This window comes from Azohydromonas aeria (assembly GCF_009760915.1).
Taxonomy (GTDB): Bacteria; Pseudomonadota; Gammaproteobacteria; order Burkholderiales; family Burkholderiaceae_C; genus Azohydromonas; species Azohydromonas aeria.
The window spans coordinates 1-21440 of sequence record NZ_VIDQ01000063.1; the positions used below are offsets into that span (position 1 = coordinate 1).

19 protein-coding genes are annotated in these 21440 nt (G+C 71.9%); 10 read left to right on the forward strand and 9 right to left on the reverse strand.

What is annotated here, in order from left to right; genetic code table 11:
• Nucleotides 1–1561: ATP-binding protein (locus FJ694_RS26885; RefSeq protein WP_157270624.1), on the reverse strand; the 1561-nt coding region annotated here is incomplete at its 3' end.
• Entirely contained in the window at nt 1561–2364 is an 804-nt protein-coding gene (locus FJ694_RS26890) for an alpha/beta fold hydrolase (protein ID WP_157270625.1), read from the reverse strand. The genes FJ694_RS26885 and FJ694_RS26890, both read right to left, overlap by 1 nt.
• Before the next feature lie 229 nt (nt 2365–2593).
• On the opposite strand from FJ694_RS26890, the gene galE reads away from it, so the two are divergent.
• Nucleotides 2594–3607: a UDP-glucose 4-epimerase GalE gene (gene galE, locus FJ694_RS26895; RefSeq protein WP_157270626.1), complete on the forward strand. Its 1014-nt coding sequence runs from the start codon at nt 2594–2596 to the stop codon at nt 3605–3607.
• A complete protein-coding gene (locus FJ694_RS26900; RefSeq protein ID WP_157270627.1) occupies nt 3604–4644 on the forward strand; it encodes a UDP-glucose--hexose-1-phosphate uridylyltransferase in 1041 nt (346 codons plus the stop codon). The genes galE and FJ694_RS26900 overlap by 4 nt, the downstream gene beginning before the upstream one ends.
• Before the next feature lie 128 nt (nt 4645–4772).
• Here the strand turns inward: FJ694_RS26900 and FJ694_RS26905 are convergent, their stop codons facing one another.
• The 5 genes from FJ694_RS26905 to FJ694_RS26925 all read right to left on the reverse strand — a co-directional run bounded on the left by FJ694_RS26905 (nt 4773) and on the right by FJ694_RS26925 (nt 10337).
• A complete protein-coding gene (locus FJ694_RS26905; RefSeq protein ID WP_198321011.1) occupies nt 4773–5111 on the reverse strand; it encodes a hypothetical protein in 339 nt (112 codons plus the stop codon).
• Between the two features lie 170 nt (nt 5112–5281).
• Nucleotides 5282–6706, reverse strand: a complete 1425-nt coding sequence (locus tag FJ694_RS26910; RefSeq protein WP_157270629.1) for an LLM class flavin-dependent oxidoreductase — start codon at nt 6704–6706, stop codon at nt 5282–5284.
• 229 nt (nt 6707–6935) lie between these two features.
• Nucleotides 6936–8165 carry a GNAT family N-acetyltransferase gene (locus tag FJ694_RS26915; RefSeq protein WP_157270630.1) on the reverse strand — a complete coding sequence of 410 codons (1230 nt, stop codon included), beginning with the start codon at nt 8163–8165 and terminating at the stop codon, nt 6936–6938.
• Between the two features lie 107 nt (nt 8166–8272).
• On the reverse strand, nt 8273–8929 hold the full coding sequence (locus FJ694_RS26920) for a hypothetical protein (protein ID WP_157270631.1): 657 nt from the start codon (nt 8927–8929) through the stop codon (nt 8273–8275).
• A 1-nt stretch (nt 8930) separates the two neighbouring features.
• Nucleotides 8931–10337 (reverse strand): selenium-binding protein SBP56-related protein, encoded by a 1407-nt coding sequence (locus FJ694_RS26925; RefSeq protein WP_157270632.1) that lies wholly within the window; start codon nt 10335–10337, stop codon nt 8931–8933.
• 182 nt (nt 10338–10519) lie between these two features.
• On the opposite strand from FJ694_RS26925, the gene FJ694_RS26930 reads away from it, so the two are divergent.
• Entirely contained in the window at nt 10520–11023 is a 504-nt protein-coding gene (locus tag FJ694_RS26930; protein WP_157270633.1) for a hypothetical protein, read from the forward strand.
• Nucleotides 11024–11160: 137 nt separating this feature from the next.
• Here FJ694_RS26930 and FJ694_RS26935 read toward each other — a convergent pair whose 3' ends face one another.
• A complete protein-coding gene (locus tag FJ694_RS26935) occupies nt 11161–12516 on the reverse strand; it encodes an MFS transporter (protein ID WP_157270634.1) in 1356 nt (451 codons plus the stop codon).
• 206 nt (nt 12517–12722) lie between these two features.
• Here FJ694_RS26935 and cyoA point away from each other — a divergent pair, with 206 nt between their 5' ends.
• From cyoA to FJ694_RS26970, 7 genes are all read left to right on the forward strand, one after another.
• Entirely contained in the window at nt 12723–13727 is a 1005-nt protein-coding gene (gene cyoA / locus FJ694_RS26940) for a ubiquinol oxidase subunit II (protein WP_232540238.1), read from the forward strand.
• A 69-nt stretch (nt 13728–13796) separates the two neighbouring features.
• On the forward strand, nt 13797–15803 hold the full coding sequence (gene cyoB / locus FJ694_RS26945) for a cytochrome o ubiquinol oxidase subunit I (protein ID WP_157270636.1): 2007 nt from the start codon (nt 13797–13799) through the stop codon (nt 15801–15803).
• Between the two features lie 78 nt (nt 15804–15881).
• On the forward strand, nt 15882–16526 hold the full coding sequence (gene cyoC, locus FJ694_RS26950; RefSeq protein ID WP_157270659.1) for a cytochrome o ubiquinol oxidase subunit III: 645 nt from the start codon (nt 15882–15884) through the stop codon (nt 16524–16526).
• Between the two features lie 11 nt (nt 16527–16537).
• Nucleotides 16538–16975, forward strand: coding sequence for a cytochrome o ubiquinol oxidase subunit IV (gene cyoD / locus FJ694_RS26955; protein ID WP_375140257.1), 438 nt, complete (start codon nt 16538–16540; stop codon nt 16973–16975).
• A gap of 1 nt (nt 16976) precedes the next feature.
• The gene (locus FJ694_RS26960; protein ID WP_232540239.1) at nt 16977–17783 is read left to right on the forward strand and encodes an SURF1 family protein; all 807 of its coding nucleotides are present in this window, start codon (nt 16977–16979) and stop codon (nt 17781–17783) included.
• Between the two features lie 36 nt (nt 17784–17819).
• Nucleotides 17820–19130, forward strand: a complete 1311-nt coding sequence (locus FJ694_RS26965) for an ATP-binding protein (protein WP_157270637.1) — start codon at nt 17820–17822, stop codon at nt 19128–19130.
• Entirely contained in the window at nt 19117–19665 is a 549-nt protein-coding gene (locus FJ694_RS26970; protein WP_157270638.1) for a response regulator transcription factor, read from the forward strand. The genes FJ694_RS26965 and FJ694_RS26970 overlap by 14 nt, the downstream gene beginning before the upstream one ends.
• A gap of 19 nt (nt 19666–19684) precedes the next feature.
• Here FJ694_RS26970 and FJ694_RS26975 read toward each other — a convergent pair whose 3' ends face one another.
• On the reverse strand, nt 19685–21433 hold the full coding sequence (locus FJ694_RS26975; protein WP_157270639.1) for a methyl-accepting chemotaxis protein: 1749 nt from the start codon (nt 21431–21433) through the stop codon (nt 19685–19687).
• Nucleotides 21434–21440 lie beyond the last annotated feature (7 nt).

Sequence of the window (21440 nt, forward strand, 5' to 3'; positions counted from 1 at the left end):
CGGCACGCTCCGCCGCCCCGGCCTCGCGGGCGCCGGGCGGCGCGGGGAGCGCGGCCCCGGTCCCGGCCCGGCCTGCACCCGCCGGCGCAGCGTGCGCTGGCGCCACCGCCGGCAGCCGCACGCTGAACACCGAGCCGATGCCCGGCGTGCTGCGCACCTCGATGGCGCCGTCCATCAGCGGCAGCAGCCGCTGCACGATGGTCAGTCCCAGCCCGGCGCCCTTGACGCCGCTGCGCTCCGCGCCCAGCCGGTTGAAGGGCTGGAACAGCGCGGCCTGCTGCTGCGCGTCGAGCCCCGTGCCGTCGTCCTGGACGTCGATGCACAGCCGGTCAGCGCCCTCGGCCCGCGCCGACAGCCACGCATGCCCGCCGGGCCGGTTGTAGTGCACGGCGTTGGACAGCAGGTGGGCCAGCACCTGCAGCAGCCGTCCCTCGTCGGCCAGGACGTGCAGCGCCTCGGGACAGCCCGCCAGCTGCAGCGTGATGCCGCCGGCCTGCGCCGCCGGCTGCGCCAGCGCCAGCGCACGCTCCAGCAGCGGCCGCAGCGCCAGCGTCACCGGGTGCAGCGCGGCGCGGTCGGCCTCGATGCGGGCGATCTCCAGCATGTCGTCCACCAGCCGCAGCAGCTCGCGCCCGGACTCGCCGATCAGGCTGAGCTGGCGCCGCTGCGGCCCGCCCAGGGCGCCGGACTCCAGCTCCAGCAGCTGCGCGAAGCCCAGGATGGCGTTGAGCGGCGTGCGCAGCTCGTGGCTGGCGCGGGCCAGGAACTCGCTCTTGGCGCGGCTGGCGCGCTCGGCCGTCTCGCGCTGCCGCGCGGCCAGCTCCAGCGCATGCTGCTCGGTGACGTCGGCCACGTAGCCGTGCCAGAGCACGCGGCCGTCGCTGCCAGGGGTGGGCGTGGCCTGCACGGCATGCCAGCGCAGCGCGCCGTCGGGCGCGAGCACGCGGAAGCGGTCGCGCCAGGTGGCGTCGCCTTCGGGCACGCCGTGCAGCACGCGGCGCACGCGCTCGCGGTCCTCGGCGTGGATGCGCGCCAGCCACGGCGCGTCGTCGTCGCGCAGCTGCGCCGGCACCAGGCCGTAGAGGCGGCGCAGCACCTCGCTGCAGTAGGCGAAGCCGCCGCGCCCGTCGGCGCCGCGCACGTACTGGAACAGCATGCCCGGCGCGCCCTCGGCGGCGCGCCGGATGCGCAGCAGCTCCTCCTCCAGGCGGCGGCGCTCGTTGACGGGCAGCACCACCAGGTCGTAGCGCTGCGCCGGCTGCGGCGGCGCGGGGTGGGCGCGGGCGTGCACCAGCACTTCCAGCGCCTGCCCGTCGCGCAGGCACAGCGCCAGCGCCATCTCGCGCGCCTGGCCGTGCATCCGCAGCACGGGCAGGAGATAGCCGTAGTACAGCAGCCGCCCACCGCCGCCGAGCAGCGCGTCGATGTGCCGGCCCTCGAAATCGGCGCGCGCGCCGCCCAGCAGCGCGCACAGCGCCGCGTTGCAGCCCAGCACCTGCCCGTCCGCGGCCACGCTGAGCCAGGCGCAGGGCAGGTCGTCCGGGTCCAGGGCGCCGGGCATCACGACGCGGGCAGCCAGTCCCTGAGCAGCGCCGTGGTGCGCGCGGCCTGGCTGAGGTGCGGGCAGTGGCCGGCGGCGTCGATCATTTCCAGCCGGCTGCCGCGCAGGTGCTCGTGCAGCCAGTGCCCGACCGACACCGGCACCACCACGTCGCCGGTGCACTGCACCAGCAGCGCGGGCACCTGCACCTGCGGCATCAGCGCGCGGTGGTCGCCCAGGAACACCAGCCGCGCCAGGCGCTGCGTGGTCCAGGGATCGCTGGCGGCGAAGCTGGCCTCGACCTCGGCCAGCAGCTCGGGCTGGCTCGGGTCGCTGAGCGCCATCGGCGCCATGAACTGGGCCCAGCCGAGCATGCTGCGCTCCATCATGGCCAGCACGCCTTCGAGGTCCTCGCGGTCGAAGCCGCCCTCGTAGCCGGGCAGGTTCTCGTAGCAGGGCGAGGCCGTGAGCAGCGCCAGCCGCTCGAAGCGCCCGGGCTGCGCCAGGCTGGCCAGCAGCGCGATCATCGCGCCCACCGAGTGCCCGACCACCGACACCTGCTCCAGCGCCAGCGCGTCGCAGATGTCGAGCAGGTCGCGCGCGTAGCCGTACAGGCTGCCGTGGCGGCCTTCGTCGTAGCCCTGCGCCGCGGCGGCGCTGCAGCCGGCGTGGTCGAACACCACCACGCGGTGCGTGGCCTCGAAGGCCGGCGCCACGAGGCGCCAGGCGCGCTGGTCGAAGCCCAGCCCGTGCGAGAACAGCAAGGCGCGCTCGCCGCGCCCGCTCACGCGCACGCGGTGGCGCTGCAGAACGTCCTGGCTCAAGGTCCGTCTCCAACACTCATTCATGGATGCCGTCGATGGTAGGCGCGCCGCCCCGGGCCGCCCCCCTGCAGGCGCAAGACCCTGCCCATGCCGGCACGGAAAAAGGCGCGTTCTTGATCGAAGTCAGGCACGGTGCAGCGCGTGCCCCGGGGAGGAAGGCCACTTGCTGGAGCCGCCGACGCCCGCCGCGGCGGGCCTGCGCGGTGGCAAGACCCAAGGAGAACTCCCCATGAACGTCCTCGTTACCGGGGGCACCGGCTACATCGGCAGCCTCACCAGCGTGCAGCTGCTGGGCGCGGGGCTGCGCCCGGTGCTGCTCGACAACCTGTGCAACAGCAAGGCGGCGGTGCTGGAGCGCATCGAGCGCGTGGCCGGCGTGCGGCCGCGCTTCATCGACGGCGACATCCGCGACCGCGCGCTGCTCGACCGCGTGCTGCGCGAGGAGGGCATCGACAGTGTCATCCACTTCGCCGGGCTCAAAGCCGTGGGCGAGTCGGTGGAGATGCCGCTGGCCTACTACGACAACAACGTCAACGGCACCCTGGTGCTGCTGCAGGCGCTGCGCGAGGCGCGCGTGCGCACGCTGGTGTTCAGCTCCTCGGCCACCGTCTACGGCGACGCGCAGGTGATGCCGCTGCGCGAGGACGCGCCCACCAGCGCCACCAACCCCTACGGGCGCAGCAAGCTCATGGTCGAGCAGATCCTGGCCGACCTGGCGGCGTCGGACCCGTCGTGGTCGCTGACGGCGCTGCGCTACTTCAATCCGGTGGGCGCGCACCCCAGCGGCCTCATGGGCGAGGACCCGCAGGGCATTCCCAACAACCTCATGCCCTACATCGCGCAGGTGGCGGTGGGCCGGCGCGAGAAGCTGCGCGTCTTCGGCAACGACTACCCCACGCCCGACGGCACCGGCGTGCGCGACTACATCCACGTGCTCGACCTGGCCGACGGCCACCTTGCCGCGCTGCGCCACGGCCACGGCCGGCCGGGCCTGCACGTCTTCAACCTCGGCACGGGACAGGGCCACAGCGTGCTGGAGATGCTGCAGGCCTTCGGCCGCGCCTGCGGCAAGACGCTGGCGCACGAGATCGCGTCGCGCCGCCCCGGCGACGTCGCCAGCTGCTGGGCCGACCCGGCGCACGCCGAGAGCACGCTGGGCTGGCGCGCGCGGCGCAGCCTCGACGAGATGTGCGCCGACACCTGGCGCTGGCAGTCGATGAATCCTGAGGGGTATCCCGGATGAGCCTGAACTTCGACCCCACCGAGCATTCGCACCGCCGCCGCAACGCGCTCACCGGGCGCTGGGTGCTGGTTTCGCCGCACCGCGCCAAGCGGCCCTGGCAGGGCCGCCAGGAAGCGCCGGCCACGGCCGAGCTGCCGAGCTACGACCCGGGCTGCTACCTGTGCCCGGGCAACCAGCGCGTCAGCGGCGAACGCAACCCCGACTACGCCGGCACCTACGTGTTCACCAACGACCACGCGGCGCTGCTGCCCCAGGTGCCCGACGCGCCGCCGGGCGACGCGCTCCACCAGATCCAGGCCGCACGCGGCACCAGCCGCGTGCTGTGCTTCTCGCCGGACCACGGGCGCACGCTGCCGGAGATGACGGTCGAGGCCATCACCGGCGTGGTCGATGCGTGGTGCGAGCAGAGCGCCGAGCTGGGCCGCGACTGGGCCTGGGTGCAGGTGTTCGAGAACAAGGGCGAGCTCATGGGCTGCTCGCAGCCGCACCCGCACGGCCAGATCTGGGCCACCGGCTTCGTGCCCGACGAGCCGGCGATGGAGGACGTGCAGCAGCGCGCGTACTTCACCGAGACCGGCCGGCCGCTGCTGCTGGACGTGGTGCAGGCCGAGGAGGCGTCGGGCGAGCGCGTGGTGCTGCGCACCGCGCACTGGCTGGCGGTGGTGCCGTTCTGGGCCACCTGGCCCTTCGAGACGCTGCTGCTGCCGCGCTTTCCGGTGCAGCGGCTGCCGCAGCTGGAGGCCGCGCAGCGCGCCGACCTGGCGTTGGCGCTCAAGCAGCTGACCTCGCGCTACGACAACCTGTTCCAGTGCCCGTTCCCGTACTCGATGGGCTGGCACGGCGCGCCCTTCGACGCGCGTGATCCCGCCCCGTGGCAGCTGCACGCGCACTTCTACCCGCCGCTGCTGCGCTCGGCGACGGTGCGCAAGTTCATGGTGGGCTTCGAGATGCTGGCCGAGGCGCAGCGCGACCTCACGCCCGAGCAGGCCGCCGAGCGGCTGCGCGCCCAAAGCGACCGGCACTACAGCGGGCGCTAAAAACAGGCGCTGAAACGAAAACCGCCGCCCGGGTGGGCGGCGGTGCGTGAATCCTCCCTGGAATCCGGCGCGGCGCGGGCGGTGGCCTTGCCGTGCCGGCCGCCCTGGCGCGGGGCGGTCGCCTCGCGTCAGCGTCGGCCGAACAGGTTCCTCAGGAAGTTGCCGAGCCAGCCGCCGCCGTGGCGAGGGCCGTCGTCCACGCGACCCGGGCCAAAACCGCGGCCCGGCCTGTCGTTGCCGGGGCGCCCGCCCGGACCCGGGGCGGGGCCCGCGCCGCCTGGGCCGCCGCCGCCGGTCTTGGGCGGTTCCGGCTTGACCGATCCGGCCTTGGCGAACTCGGGCGCCACCGCCATCGTCAGGATCGCGGGCGCGATGTACGCCCCCTTCTTCACGAAATCCCGCCGGGAATTGTTGGGTTCCGTCACTTCCACCTCCTCAATGGATGCTTCCTGGGTCGGCCGTCGCATGCACACGGCTGGCACGAAGCGCGATGCACGCCCCCGGCCGGTCGCGTGGCACGCGGGGTCCGGGGCGCGGGAGGTTGGATGGCAACGGGGTCGCCCGCGCTCCCTTCGCGGCGGCCCGTGTCACGGGGGTCTTTTCCGGGGCGCCGGCCCGCGCGGGCGGGGGCGGCGCCTCAGGACGCGGCCTTGATCGCCGGCGCGTCTTCGGGCAGGGCGCGCGTGCCGACGCCGGCGCCGATGCGCACGCGCCGCCCCGGATGCGAGGCCGGCAGGCGCGCTCCGCGCCCGAACAGCTGCTCGCGCAGCGTGCCCTCGACGTAGCTTTCGGCGTAGCGCCCTCTTTGCTGCAATTCCGGCACCACCAGCTCGACCACGTCGCGCAGCGTCTCGTGCGCCAGGGCGTAGCTGAGGTTGAAGCCATCGATGCCGGCGCTGTCGGCCCACTGCTCCAGTTGGTCGGCCACCTGCGCCGGCGAGCCGACGATGACCGGCCCGCGCCCGCCCAGGCCGATGAAGCGCGCGGCCTCGCCCACGGTCCAGCGCCGTCCCGGCTGCGCCTGCGTGAAGGCGGACAGCGCGGTGCGCTCGGCGCTGGTGGCCACGTCTTCGATGGGCGCGTGGCGCGGATGGCGGCTGAAGTCGATGCCGGTCCAGCCCGAGAGCAGTGCCAGCGCGCCTTCCACGTCCACGTGGCGCAGCAGGTCCATGTGCTTGTCCTGCGCCTCGGCCGAGGTCGGCGCGGTGATGACCAGCGCCTGCGCGTAGACCAGCGCGTCCTCGCGCGCGCGTCCGGCGGCGATCAGGCCCTGGCGCAGCTGCTCGACCTGGCGGCGCACGGTGGCGATGGTGGGCGCGCTCAGGAACACCGCCTCGGCATGCTGCGCCGCCAGCCGCGTGGCGCGCGCCGACAGCCCGGCCTGCACCTGCAGCAGCGGCGTGCGCTGCGGCGAGGGCGCGCACAGGTGGATGCCGGGCACGTCGAAGTGGCGGCCGTGGTGGGCGATCGGGTGCACGCGCGACGCGTCGGTGTAGAGGCCGCCGGCGCGGTCGCGGCGCACCGCGTCCTCTTCCCAGCTCGCTTCCCAGAGCTTGTAGACCACCTCCAGGAATTCCTCGGCCAGCGCGTGGCGCTCGTCGGGCGCGGGCGGCTGCGCCAGGCCCAGGTTGCGGTCGGCGCTGTCGAAGCAGCGTGTGGTGACGTTCCAGCCGATGCGGCCCTTGGTGAGATGGTCCAGCGTGGACAGCCGCCGCGCGAACAGGTACGGATGCTCGTAGGCCACCGAGCAGGTCACGCCGAAGCCCAGGTGCCGCGTGGCCTGCGCCATCAGCGGCACCAGCGCCAGCGGGTCGTTGACGGGCACCTGCACGCCGTGGCGCAGCGCCGACTCGGGGCTGCCGGCATGCAGGTCGTTGACGCCCAGCACGTCGGCGAAGAGCACGCCGTCGAAGCCGCCGCGCTCCAGCAGCTGGGCCAGCTCGACCCAGTGTTCGGGCTCGGTGTAGCGGTGCGAGGTGTCGCGCGGATGGCGCCACAGCCCGGGCGCCTGGTGCGAGGCCGCGTTCATCTCGAACGCGTTGAAGCGGATGCGGCGCGCCATGGCGGGGCTTCAGGCGCAAAGGCGGCGCTGGTCGCGGGAACAGCGGGAACAGCGGGAACAGCGGGAACGGCAGGAACGGCAGGAACGGCAGGAACGGCGGCAGGAGGAGGAAGGCATTGCGGACTTCATGGTGGCTTGCAAGCCACTCTAGGCATGCCGGCATGCCTGAATCGCAACCAAATCCCGGCTTTGTGATGCGGGTGTTGCACCGTGTGGCCTGAACCCACGTTCAGGCGGGGGGCTGGCCGGACTTGAACGGGTTGCGCTCGCGCAGCTCGTCCACGTAGTCCTGCATGCCCGCGCCCTCGCGCGCCAGGAAGTCCGCCACGGCGCCGGCGAAGCGGTCGTCGGCCAGCCAGTGCGCCGACTGCGTGCGTACCGGCAGCAGCCCGCGCGCCATCTTGTGCTCGCCCTGCGCGCCGCCCTCGAAGGCGACGTAGCCGTGCTCGATGCACCAGCGCAGCGGCTGGTAGTAGCAGGCGTCGAAATGCAGGCAGGGCACGTGCTCGACGCTGCCCCAGTAGCGGCCGTAGGCGCGCCGGCGCGCCGGGTCCAGCGCCACCAGCGAGGCGGCCACGGGCTCGCCCTGCGGGCCGCCGCGCCGCGCCGCGAACAGCAGCCAGTTCTGCGCCATGGTGCGCGCCATGTCCCGGAAGAAGCCGCGCTCCAGGTACGGCATGGAGCCGTGCGCCCGGTAGGTCAGGGTGTAGCAGCGGTAGAAGAAGTCCCAGAGGTCCTCGCTGATGGCGCCGCCCTCGTGCGCGGTGAAGACGATGCCGGCCTCGGCCACGCGGCGCTGTTCCTGGGCGATCTTCTTGCGCTTTTCGCGCTGCAGGCTGGCCAGGAAATCCTCGAAGCGGGTCCAGGGCGCCTCGGCCGGCTGGGTCCAGTGGAACTGCACGCCCTCGCGCAGCATCCAGCCCGCGCGCTCCAGCGCGGCGGCGTCGGGCCCGTCCATGAACAGCAGGTGCGCCGACGACAGCTTCTCCCGTTGCGCCAGCGCCAGCAGCGCCCGCGCCAGCAGCGCGCGCACCGCGTCGTCGCGCGCCAGCAGCCGCGTGCCCGGCACGGGCGTGAAGGGCACGGCCGCGAGCAGCTTGGGGTAGTAGGCCAGGCCGTGGCGGCGGTAGGCGTCGGCCCAGGCCCAGTCGAACACGTACTCGCCGTAGGAGTGGGACTTCAGGTACAGCGGCACGCCGCCCAGCAGCGTGCCGTCCGCGTCTTCCACGGTCATGAAGCAGGGCGCCCAGCCGGTGGCGCGCACGGCGGACTTCGAGCGGTGCAGCGCCGCCAGGTAGGCCCACTGCATGAACGGCGTGGGCGCGGCCTGCCGGGCCAGCAGCGCGTCCCAGGCGGCGGCGTCGAGGCCGGCGGGGTCGTCGTGCAGGCGGATCACGTGCCCGTCCTGGGCAGGCGGGGCGGGGGACTGGAGCGGGTTGCGGTCGCGGTAAGAGGCCATGGGCTGCGATTCGACCGCAGCGGCGGCGTCCGTGCAGCGCGCCGGGAAAGTGTCCCGGCGAATGCCCGCCGCAAGCGGCAGCCGCGGTCGCAGGCCGTGTCCCCCGGCTACAGCGCCATCGCCACGCTCGCCGCCCCGGCCAGCACCAGGCTGGCGCCCCAGGCCGTCTCCAGGTCGATCCAGCTGCGCGACAGCGCCTTGAGGCCCAGCCAGCGGTACACCGACCAGGCGGCGGCCAGGCCCGTGGCGAACATGGCGCCGGTGTGCACGGCGGCCACCGTGGCGGCCGCCGCCAGCCCGGCCGACGCGGGCAGCGGCGCCTGCTGCGCCGCCGGCATGCACAGCCCCAGCGCGAAGGGCAGCAGCATCAGCCCGGCGCCGTGGGCCGTGGCCATCAGGAAGGACCACAGCGCCACCTGCGTCGGCCGCACCCGCGCCAGCGCGCGCGGGTGGCGCCGGTCGATCAGCCGCCAAACGCCGAAGGCCGCCACCAGCAAGCCGGCAGTGATGCGGATGGGCTGCTGCCACGCCAGCAGCGGGCTCAGCGCCGCGAACGGCAGCAGCACCACCGCCATGGCCAGCAGGTGCCCGGCGGCCAGCGGCGCCAGCGTGCCGAACACCGCCATGGAGCGGCGCGCCATCAGCCCGTTGGCCACGGCCAGCGGCCAGCCCATGGCCGGGTTCAGGCCGTGCCAGGCACCCAGCGCCGCCACGGCGGCCCAGAGCGCGCCGGCATTGACGGCATTGACGGAAGCGGCATCCAACTCAGGCGCTCGGGTAGCAGAAGGAGTCGGTGGAGCAGTCGCCGCCTTCGAGCCGGATCTGGTGCGCGCCGAAGTCCGGCCCGAACTCGACGAAGAACTCGCGGTCGATCTCCAGCCCGCCGTCGGCGCCGACGTTGCACATCACCATCGCGCCAGGCACGCCCTGCGGATAGAACTGCGTGTCCCAGCGGCTGTAGAGGCCGTTGGTGAAGTAGACGCGGCGGCCGTCGCGGCTGATCTCCGTCATCTGCGGCGCGCCGGCGAAGGCGCGGCCCGTCGGGTGCGGCACCCGGCCGGCGATGCCGCCGATGCGCACGCTGCCGGCGAGCCTGGGCGCCATCGGGTCGGTCACGTCGTACTGGCGCAGCTCGCCCGTGCCCCAGCAGGCGACGTAGAGGAAGCGGTCGTCCAGCGACAGGTCGATGTCGCTGACCAGGGGCGGCACCGCACCGAAGCCCTGCAGCAGCGGCGGCAGCAGGGACTTGTCGGCCGGTTCCGGCGGGATGGTGGCGGTCTTCCTGGCGTGGAACTTCCCTCCCTCGCGCCACCAGGTCCAGACCGAGGCTTCGAGGTTGGTGGTGTCCACCACCACGCCGACGAAGCCGTACTCGCGCGATGGGTCGTGTGCCGGGCGCACCTCCAGCGCCATCTGGTGGTTGGCGCCGAGGTCGATGGTCTGCACGTGCCGGCGCCCGCGCAGGTCCCAGAAGTGCAGCCGGTGGCCGTAGCGGTTGGCCAGCAGGTCCTCGGCGACGATGCCGTGCTCGAACTGCGGCGGCTTGCCCCACTCGGTGCTCACCATCCAGTCGCGCGGCAGGTTCCACCAGAAGTCGTAGTGCAGTTCCTGCGGGCCGCGCTCGATCTCCCAGGGGCCGCGGACGTCGAAGGTCTCGCAGTCGAGCACGAAGATGCCCGCTGGCCCGTCGGTGCCGTCCGCGCCGCGGCCGCCCAGGGCGCTGACGTACACGCCCTCGGGGCCGCAATGCACGGTGTGCGGGCGCGAGTAGCCGGTCTTGGCGACGATCTCCTCGGGCTCGATCACCTTGGCGATGGTGGGTCGGCGCGGGTCGGGCTCGGTGTCGATGATGTACAGGCGCGAGGAGCGGATGCCCGGCACGACCAGGTAGCGCCGGCGGACGAAGGCATGGCCGGCCAGCGGCGACAGCGCCGACGAGCAGGCGTTCCAGCCGAAGTGGTGGAACTCGTCGCCCTTGTAGGGCATGTCCAGGCGGTGGATGACGCGGCCGTACTGCGGCGACTGCGGATCGACGTCGATGACGGCGATGGCGTCGCTGCGGCTGGCGTCGGGCGAGAGCAGCGCGGTGTAGGCGATGCGTTCGCGCGGGGCCTCCATCGCCAGCCGCGGCGAGGCGTGGAAGGTCGGGTCGGGACGCAGCGTTTCGAGCATGGCGAGCCTCCTGATTTCCTGGGTGAGCAAAGGGAGCCGGAAAGGGCATGGTCTCCCGGGCCGAGGCGCTGTCAACCGGGGCGCGTCGCACTTGCAAATGCGCCGATCGCGGCAAGGCCCCATGCCGGCGCCGGGGCAACCCGGCGCGGGAACCGGTATCCGGCCCCCGCTACGATTCGGGAATGGCATTCGATGTGAAGAACGAGGCGGCCCACGGCGACGACGTGGAGTCCGTGCACGAGGCGCTGCTGTGGCGCGACAACGGCTGGACGGCGCGCGTCGTCAAGAACGAGGACGACGACGGCTGGGCCGTGGCGATGACGCGCCAGGGCGAGTCCGAGCCCGCGCTGGTGGGCCCGTGGACCATGGGCCGCGACAAGAAGAACCCCAAGCCGCTGGACGTGTCCGCGTTCAACGTGCTGGTCAAGACCGCCAGCGAGGTGCTGCGCCGCGCCGAGCAGCACCGTCATGCCATGCTCAACCGCAGCGTCACGGTCAGCGGTGACGGCGGCACGGTGACGGTGGCGCTGGAGATCGTGCCCGACGAGTACGAGTCCTACGCCGTGCTGTCGGCGCGCGACGCCTTCGGCGAGGAGCTGGCGAGCTGCCGCGTGCGGCCGGACTTCAAGCTCAACTCGGCCAGCGCCTCGGCCTGGGTCGAGGACGGCTTCCGCAAGCCCCGCTGAAACGGCGGGCGGCGCTGCCGGCAAGTCCGGCTGCGGCCGGATACTTTTCCAGGCTCCATCGTCCCGGGCCCGCCTGAAATGACCGCGGCCGGCGCTTGTGGCGCCGGCCGCGTTGTTTCAGGAGCGTTGCGTGCGTATCAATCGCGCGCGGCGGCCAGCGTCTTGTTCAGGCGCAGCGCCAGCAGCGTGCACACCGCGCCGGAGAGCAGGTAGAAGCTGACGGCGATCAGGCCGAAGCGGTTGGACAGCCCCAGCGCCACCAGCGGCGCGAAGGCCGCGCCGATGAGCCAGGCCACGTCGGCGGTGAGCGCGGCGCCGGTGTAGCGGAAGTGCGGCAGGAAATTCGAGGTCACCGAGCCCGAGGACTGGCCGTATGACAGGCCCAGCAGCACGAAGCCCAGCAGCACGAAGGCGTACTGGCCCGTGGCGCCGCCGTCGAGCAGGAAGGGCACGGCAAAGCCGAACAGCCCGATGAGCACGGCCAGCGTGCCCAGCGTGCTGCGCCGGCCGATGCGGTTGGCCAGCATGCCCGACAGCGGCATGGCCAGGCCCGCGAGCAGCGCGCCAATGATCTGCACATTCAGGAAGTCGCCCACGGACTCCTGGGTGCGCAGCTGGATCCACGACAGCGGGAACACCGTGACGATGTGGAAGAGCGCGAAGCTCGCCAGCGCGGCGAAGGCGCCGACGAAGATGTTGGCGCCCTGGCCCTGGCCGCTGCCGAAGAGCTCGCGCACCGGGGCGGGCTCGAGCTCGTGCGCCTGCAGAGCGCTCTCGTACTCGTGCGTCACCACCAGGCGCAGCCGCGCGAAGGTGGCCACCACGTTGATGGCGAAGGCCACGTAGAAGGGGAAGCGCCAGCCCCAGTCGGCGAAGTCCTGGGGCGAGGTGTTGTTGAGGATGTAGGCGAAGAGCGCGGCGGCGACGACGAAGCCCAGCGGCGCGCCGAGCTGGCCCAGCATCGCGTACCAGCCGCGGCGGTGGGCCGGCGCGTTGATGGCCAGCAGCGAGGGCAGCCCGTCCCAGGTGGCGCCCAGCGCGATGCCCTGCAGGCAGCGGAAGGCCACCAGCAGCCCCACGGCCCAGAAGCCCAGCTTCTCGAAGTCGGGCAGGAAGGCGATGCCCGCCGTGGCCGTGCCCAGCAGGAACATGGCCGTGGTGAGCTTGGCGCTGCGCCCGAAGCGGCGCTGGATCGCCATGCCCAGCAGCGTGCCCAGCGGCCGCACCACGAAGGCCAGCGCGAACACCGTGAAGGCGTAGAGCGTGCCCGTGAGCCGATCCTCGGCGAAGGGGAAGTACACGAACGGGAAGGCCAGCACGCAGGCCAGGCCGAAGACGAAGAAGTCGAAGTACTCCGACGCTCGCCCGACGATCACGCCCACCGCGATGTCACCCGGGGCAACCCCGGACTCGTCAGGCGTGGCGTTGCCGGGCTTGCCGCTGAAGCCTTGCGGCGGGAGCGGAGGTTGCTGTGGCCGCAACAGCGGGTTCATGGATGGGGCAGAGGGTTGTGACATGGCGCAAGGAAGTAAGACCGTGCTGGGACAATATGTCCAATCGTTGATCGAGATCAAGCACGCTACATTCCCGCGCGTTGCACGCCGGCCCTGGCCCGTGCCTGCCTGGAAGTTCAACGATGACCACCACGCCACACCAACGTAGCACCCCGGCCCGTGCCGCCCTGCCACTGCTTTCCCTGATGTTGCTGGGAGGCTGCGACCTGGTGGTGATGAATCCTTCGGGCGACATCGCCGCGCAGCAGGCCGACCTGGTGCGCACCGCCACCTACCTGATGCTGCTGATCATCGTCCCGGTGATCGCGCTGACGCTGCTGTTCGCCTGGCGCTACCGCGCCACGAAGAACGCGCCCTACACGCCCGACTGGGACCATTCCACGCGGCTGGAGCTGGTGATCTGGGGCGCGCCGCTGCTGATCATCATCGCGCTGGGCGCGGTGACCTGGATCAGCACCCACAGGCTCGACCCGTTCCGCCCGCTGGAGCGCATCGACGCCCAGCGCCCGCTGCCCGAAGGCGTGCAGCCGCTGGTGGTGCAGGCCGTGGCGCTGGACTGGAAGTGGCTGTTCATCTACCCGGAGCAGGGCATCGCGGTGGTCAACGAGCTGGCCGCGCCGGTGGACCGGCCGATCCGCTTCCACATCAGCGCCTCGACGGTGATGAACACCTTCTACGTGCCCGCGCTGGCCGGGATGATCTACGCCATGCCGGGCATGGAGTCGCAGCTCAATGCCGTGATCAACAAGGCCGGTGTCTACCAGGGCCTGTCGGCCAACTACAGCGGCGACGGCTTCTCGCACATGCGCTTCAAGTTCCACGGCCTGACCGACGTGGACTTCGAGCGCTGGGTGCAGCAGAACCGCACGGAAGGGCAGGCCAACGCGCTCAGCCGCGAGGCCTACCTGAAGCTGGAGCTGCCCAGCGAGCGCGAGCCGGTGCGCCGCTTCGGCCAGGTCGAGCCCCAGCTGTTCGACCTGATCGTCAACCGCTGCGTGGACGGCGCGCGCATGTGCATGCACCAGATGATGGCCATCGACGCCGCCGGCGGCGCGGGCAAGGGCGGCATCGCCGGCACCACGCAGCGCAGCTGGGGCGGGCGCGAGCGCACCGTGGTGGCGGCGCTGTGCACCCCCACCAACCTCTACGGCCAAACCCAGCCCGGCGTGGCGGTGACTGCGCAGCCCTGAGCGGCACGCGCGAAAGAACCCGCCCCCACGACGAACAGGTTGCTTCCAGCCTTACCCGGAAGACACGAGATGAACGACCCAAGAGAACCCAATAGCCTGCTGCTGGGGCGCCTCGGCTTCGACGACCTGCCGCTGCACGAGCCCATCCTGGTAGCCACCTTCGCCGCCACGCTGCTCGGCGGCCTGGCGGTGATGTTCCTGCTCACGCGCTACCGGCTGTGGGGCCCGCTGTGGCGCGACTGGATCACCAGCATCGACCACAAGAAGATCGGCATCATGTACCTGGTGCTGGGCGGCATCATGCTGCTGCGCGGCTTCGCCGACGCGCTGATGATGCGCACGCACCAGGCCATGGCCTTCGGCGAGAACGCCGGCTTCCTGCCGCCGCACCACTACGACCAGGTGTTCACGGCGCACGGCGTGATCATGATCTTCTTCGTGGCCATGCCGCTGGTCACGGGCTTCATGAACTACGTGGTGCCGCTGCAGATCGGCGCGCGCGACGTGGCCTTCCCGTTCCTGAACAACTTCAGCTTCTGGATGACGGCCGGCGGCGCCATCCTGATCATGGTCTCGCTGTTCGTGGGCGAGTTCGCGCGCACGGGCTGGCTGGCCTTCCCGCCGCTGTCCAACATCGACGCCAGTCCCGGGGTCGGGGTCGATTACTACCTGTGGGCGCTACAGGTGGCCGGGGTCGGGACAACGCTGTCGGGCATCAACCTGATCGCCACCATCGTCAAGATGCGCGCGCCGGGCATGTCGCTGATGAAGATGCCCATCTTCACCTGGACCGCGCTGTGCACCAACGTGCTGATCGTGATGGCCTTCCCGGTGCTCACCGCGACGCTGGCGCTGCTCACGCTCGACCGCTACGTCGGCACCAACTTCTTCACGAACGATCTGGGCGGCAACGCCATGATGTACGTGAACCTGATCTGGATCTGGGGCCACCCCGAGGTCTACATCCTGGTGCTGCCGGTGTTCGGCATCTTTTCCGAAGTCACCGCCACGTTCTGCCGCAAGAAGCTCTTCGGCTACGCCTCGATGGTGTACGCCACGGTCGTGATCACGGTGCTGTCGTACCTGGTGTGGCTGCACCACTTCTTCACGATGGGCTCCGGGGCCAGCGTGAACTCGTTCTTCGGCATCACCACGATGATCATCTCGATCCCCACCGGGGCGAAGATCTTCAACTGGCTGTTCACGATGTACCGCGGCCGCATCACCTACGAGCCGGCGATGATGTGGGTGCCGGCCTTCATGGTGACCTTCGTGATCGGTGGCATGACGGGCGTGCTGCTGGCGGTGCCGCCGGCGGACTTCGTGCTGCACAACAGCCTGTTCCTGGTGGCGCACTTCCACAACGTCATCATCGGCGGCGTGCTGTTCGGGCTGTTCGCCGGCTTCAACTACTGGTTCCCGAAGATGTTCGGCTTCAAGCTCGACGCCTTCTGGGGCAAGGTCTCGTTCTGGTGCTGGGCCATCGGCTTCTGGTTCGCCTTCATCCCGCCCTACGTGCTGGGCCTGATGGGCGTGACGCGGCGCATGAGCCACTTCGACGACCCGTCGCAGCAGCCGTGGTTCATGATCTCGGCCTTCGGCACCTACCTGATCGCCGCGGGCATCGGCGCCTTCGTGCTGCAGATCGTGGTGAGCGTCATGCGCCGCGAGCAGCTGCGCGACGTCACGGGCGATCCCTGGGACGGCCGCACGCTGGAGTGGTCCACGTCCTCGCCGCCGCCGGCCTACAACTTCGCCTTCACGCCGGTGGTGCACGAGACCGACGCCTGGCACGACATGAAGCACCGCGGCTTCAAGCGTCCGGTGGACGGCTTCAAGCCGATCCACATGCCCGCCAACACCGCCGCGGGCATCGTGATCTCGATGCTGGCGACGCTGCTGGGCTTCGCGCTGATCTGGCACATGTGGCTGGTCGCGGGCATCGCCTTCGTCGCCACGGTGGTGGCCTCGATCGTGCACACCTTCAACTACCAGCGCGATTTCCACATCCCCGCCGACGAAGTGGCGCGCACCGAAGCCGAGCGCACGCGGGCGCTGACCGCGGCGGTGGCCTGAGCCGGGCCGCGGCGTCCTGCGACCGAAGCGACTGAAGAAGAAACCTCCACCATGAGCAGCCCATCCTCCACCCTGCCGATGCCCGGCAAAGGCGGCAGCCCTGCCGTCGCCGCCGAAGTCGGCACCGACCAGGCGCCGCGCTTCTACGACGACGGCACCCACCACCCCGAGCAGGGCACGCTGCTGGGCTTCTGGCTGTACCTGATGAGCGACAGCCTCATCTTCGCGGTGCTGTTCGCGGTGTACGCGGTCTACGGCCGCAGCTACGCCGCCGGCCCGTCGGGCGCCGACCTGTTCGACCTGCAGCTGGTGGCGGTGAACACGGCGCTGCTGCTGCTGTCGTCCATCACCTACGGCTTCGCGATGATCTCCATGCAGCAGCGCCGCAAGCGCAACGTGCTGATGTGGCTGGGCATCACGGGGCTGCTGGGCCTGGGCTTCCTGGGCATCGAGCTCTACGAGTTCGCGCACCTCATCGGCGAGGGCGCGGGCCCGCAGCGCAGCGCATTCCTGTCGGCGTTCTTCGCGCTGGTGGGCACCCACGGGCTGCACGTCACCTTCGGCGTCATCTGGCTGGTGACGCTGATGGTGCAGGTCAACAAGCTCGGCCTGATCCCGGCCAACCGCCGCCGCCTGATCTGCCTGTCCATGTTCTGGCACTTCCTGGACGTGGTCTGGATCGGCGTGTTCTCCTTTGTCTACCTGATGGGAGTGTTGCCTTGAGCCCCGCCAACATCCCGGCCCACACCGCCACCGTGCCGCACGATGACCTGGGCCACGACCACGTGCACGACCACGGCCACGACAACCACGGCGACGACCACGGTGGCGACCATGGCGACGGCTACCACGCCACCGCCGCCGACTACGTCAAGGGCTTCGTGCTGGCCGTCATCCTCACCGCCATCCCGTTCTGGCTGGTGATGGGCGAGAAGCTCTCGCCCGAGATGACCACGCTGGTGATCCTGGGCCTGGGCGCGGTGCAGATCGTGGTCCACATGGTCTATTTCCTGCACCTGAACTCGAAGTCCGAGGGCGGCTGGAACATGCTGGCGCTGCTGTTCACGGTGGTGCTGCTGGTGATCATGCTGGCGGGCTCGATCTGGGTCATGCACCACCTCAACACCAACCTCATGGAAACGCCCATGCGGGAGAGCACGCTCAAGCCCTGACGTGTCCCGGGACGACATCGACTCCACCCGCAGGCCGCGCGGCCGCGGCGCCCTCGTGGCGCTGCTGGCCGGCGCGGCCCTGCTGTTTGCGGGCTTCATCGCCCTGGGCACCTGGCAGCTGCAGCGCCTGGCCTGGAAGCGCGACCTGATCGCGCGCCTGGAGCAGCGCCTGGGCGCGCAGCCCGTGCCCGCGCCGGGCCGCGCCGCCTGGGCGGCGCTGGAGCGCGGCACCGACGAGTACAAGCGCGTGACGCTGCGCGGCCACTTCGCCCACGAGCTGGAGACGCTGGTGCAGGCCAGCACCGAGCTGGGCAGCGGCTACTGGGTGCTCACGCCGCTGCGCAGCGACGACGGCTTCTGGGCGCTGGTGAATCGCGGCTTCGTGCCGCCGGATCGCCGCGCGCGCGAGATGCGCACCGACCGCGCCGAGGGCGAGCAGCAGGTCACGGGCCTGCTGCGCCTGACCGAGCCGGGCGGCAGCCTGCTGCAGGACAACGACGCGGCGGCCGGGCGCTGGTACTCGCGCGACGTGGCCGCCATCGCCGCCGCGCGCGGCCTGGCCGAGCGCCCGCCCGGCGCGGTGGCGCCGTACTTCGTCGATGCCTCGGCGCCGGCCGCCGCGGCCACCGCGGCCACCGCAACCGAGACCTGGCCCCGCCCGGGCCTGACCGTGGTGCGCTTCACCAACAACCACCTGTCCTACGCACTGACCTGGTACGCCCTGGCAGGGATGGTGGCGGCCGCGGCGGTGTACGTGGTGCGCGACGACCGGCGGCTGCGCGCGCGCGCGGCGTCCTCCTCGGCCTGAGCCGTGGCTGCGGACGCTGCAGCCCAGGCGAGCCCCGTGCCGGCCGCCGCCGACGCGGGCCGGGCCGAGCACCTGGCCGGGCGCAAGAACCTGGTGCAGCTGGTGCAGCTGCGCTGGCTGGCCGTGGGCGGGCAGCTGCTCACCATCGTGGCCGTGCACTACCTGCTGGGCATCGAGCTGCCGCTGGGCGAGATGCTGCTGCTGCTGGCGGCGCTGTCGCTGTTCAACGCCGTGTGCGCGCTGCGCGCCCGGGCCGCGCGCCAGGTGCTCGACCGCGAGCTGTTCGCCGGGCTGCTGGTGGACGCGGCCGTGCTCAGCGGCCAGCTCTACTACAGCGGCGGGGTGAGCAACCCCTTCGTGTTCCTGTTCCTGCTGCAGGTGGTGGTGGCCGTGGTGCTGCTGGGCCCCCGCCTGGGCTGGGCCATGGCGCTGCTGACCGGCGGCTGCTTCGTGGCGCTGACGCAGTGGCACCGGCCGCTGGAGCTGCCCGGGCTGGAGCCGGCGCTGCCGCCGCACTACGTGGGCGGGCTGCTGCTGTGCTTCATGCTGGTGGCGGCGCTGCTGGTGCTGTTCATCGGCCGCATCGGGCGCAACCTGCGCCAGCGCGACGAGCGCCTGGCCAACCTGCGCCAGCGCGCCGCCGAGGAGGAGCACATCGTGCGCATCGGCCTGCTGGCCTCGGGCGCGGCGCACGAGTTGGGCACGCCGCTGGCCACGCTGTCAGTGATCCTGGGCGACTGGTCGCGCATGGCGGTGTTCGCCGCCGAGCCCGAGCTGCGCGAGGAGATCGACGAGATGCAGGTGCAGCTCCAGCGCTGCAAGCGCATCGTCAGCGGCATCCTGCTGGCCGCGGGCGAGGCGCGCGGCGAGGCGCCCGTGGAGACGACGCTGCATGAATTCCTCGACGACCTGGCCGCGCACTGGCTGCGCACCCGGCCCGCGCCCGGGCTGCGGCTGCAGCGCGAGAACCTGCCCGACGTGGACATCGTCTCCGACACCGCGCTGCGGCAGATGATCGACAACGTGCTCGACAACGCGCTGGAGGCCGCGCCCGATGCCGAGCCCACGCTGTGGGCCGAGTGCGAAGATGACGAGCTCGTGCTGCGCGTGCAGGACAGCGGCCCGGGCTTCGTGCCGGAGATGCTGGCGCGGCTGGGCAAGCCTTACCAGTCGAGCAAGGGCCGGCCCGGCGGCGGGCTGGGCCTGTTCCTGGCCGTCAACGTCGCGCGCATCCTGGGCGGGCGGCTGCAGGCGCGCAACCGCGAGGGCGGCGGCGCGGAGGTGACGATCCGGCTGCCGCTGGCCGCGCTGACGCTGCAGGACAAGGACACCGATGAGCCCCACTGATGAAGAACGCCGGCTGCTGATCGTCGAGGACGACGCGGCCTTCGCCCGCACGCTCTACCGCAGCTTCGAGCGCCGCGGCTACGCCGTGCAGCGCGCGGCCAGCCTGGCCGAGGTGCAGGCGCTGCTGGACGGCGGCGAGCGCCCGGGCTACGCGGTGGTGGACCTGAAGCTCAGCGGCGGTGCCTCGGGGCTGAACTGCGTGCAGTTCCTGCACGAGCGCGACCCGGACATGGTCATCGTCGTGCTCACCGGCTACGCCAGCATCGCCACCGCCGTGGAGGCCATCAAGCTCGGCGCGCGCCACTACTTGGCCAAGCCGGCCAACACCGACGACATCGAGGCCGCCTTCGGCCGCGCCGAGGGCAATGCCGAGGTCGAGCTCAGCGGCCGCGCCACCTCGCTCAAGACGCTGGAGTGGGAGCGCATCCACGAGACGCTGGCCGACACCGGCTTCAACGTCTCCGAGACCGCCCGCCGCCTGGGCCTGCACCGGCGCACGCTGGCGCGCAAGCTGGAGAAGCAGCGGGTGAAGTAAGCCGCGGCCGGGCCGCGGATCAGAACTGCTCCCAGCCGTCGTCGGTCCCCGTGCGCGCGGCGGCCGGTGCCGCTGCCGTGGGCTGAGCGCCGCCGCGGGCGCCGAAGGCGGGCCGCACCACGTTGCGGGCGCGGTCCGGGCCGCGCCGCTCCATGCCGTCCCAGTTGCCCGTCGCAACCACGGCCGGGGCCGTGGCGGGAGCCGGGCCGCCGTCGGCCGCCAGCCGGAACACCGACACCGCTTCCACCAGGCGCTGCGCCTGGGTGCGCAGGCTCTCCGCCGCCGCGGCGCTCTGTTCCACCAGCGCGGCGTTCTGCTGCGTGGCCTGGTCCATCTGCGACACGGCCTCGCCGACCTGGGCCACGCCGCGGCTTTGCTCGGCGCTGGCGGCGTTGATCTCGGCCATCAGGTCCGTGACGCGGCGGATGGCGCTCACGACCTCCGTCATGGTCTGGCCGGCCTGGTCGGCCAGGGTCGAGCCGTCGGCCACGCGCTGCACGCTCTCGGTGATCAGCGCCTTGATCTCCCGGGCCGCCTCGGCGCTGCGCTGCGCCAGGCTGCGCACCTCGCCGGCCACGACGGCGAAGCCGCGGCCCTGCTCGCCGGCGCGCGCGGCTTCCACCGCGGCATTGAGCGCCAGGATGTTGGTCTGGAAGGCGATGCCGTCGATGGTGCCGATGATGTCGGCGATGCGGCGCGAGCTCTCCTCGATGCCGCGCATGGTGTCCACCACCTGCGCCACCACCGTGCCGCCGCGCGCGGCCACGTCCGAGGCGCCCTGCGCGAGCTGGTCGGCCTGGCTGGCGTTGCCGGCGTTGTGGCTCACCGTGCTGCCGAGCTCTTCCATGGAGGCGGCGGTTTCCTCCAGCGCCGCGGCCTGCTGCTCGGTGCGGCGGCTCAGGTCCTGGTTGCCCTGCGCGATTTCGGCGCTGGCCAGGGCCACGCCGTCGGCATTGCGGCGCACCTCGCTGACGGTACGTGCCAGCTGGTCGCGCATGGACTTCATCGCGGCCATGAGGCTGGCCTCGTCGCCGGGGCGGCAGGCGACCTCGGTGGCCAGGTTGCCCTGCGCGATCTCGCGCGCCACGGAAGCGGCCTGCGCCGGCTCGCCGCCGAGCTGGCTGGTGATGGTGCGCGTGATGGCCACGGCCAGCCCGAAGGCCAGCGCCGCGGCCAGCAGGCAGGCACCGATGAGCAGGTTGCGGTTGAGGGCGTAGGCCTCGGCCGCTTGGCGGACCTCGGCCGCGGCCTGCTCGTTGCCGTAGGCGATGTAGGCATCGACGCTGCGCACCAGCGCCGCCAGCAAGGGACGGCACTCGGCGTTCATCCTGGCCGTGGCCTGCTCGCGCTGGCCCTCCAGCGCCAGGGCGACGATGTTCAGCGCCAGCGGGCCGTAGCGGGACTCGATGCTCTGGAACTCCCTGAACAGGCCGCGCTCGCGCTCCGACACGCTTTCCATGCGCGCCAGCGCCTGGCCCAGTTGGCCCATGGCCGCGGTGACGCGCGCGTGCGAACGCTCGACCAGTGCCTTTTCGGCCTCCCGTTCCGCCGGGCTGGTGAGCAGCACCAGGTTGCGGGCGCTGATGGCGCGCGCGTCGGCCGCGCTTTGCACCTCGTGCGCCAGCGCCTGCCGGACTGCCGTTTCGCCGGTGTAGTCCTCAAAGTCGTCGTGCTCCTGCTTCAGGGCCTGCAGCGCCAGCAGTGACACGGCAACGACCAGTGCGGCGAGCAGGGCGAAGCTCGCCATCAATTTGTTTCTGACGGTCATGGTTTCT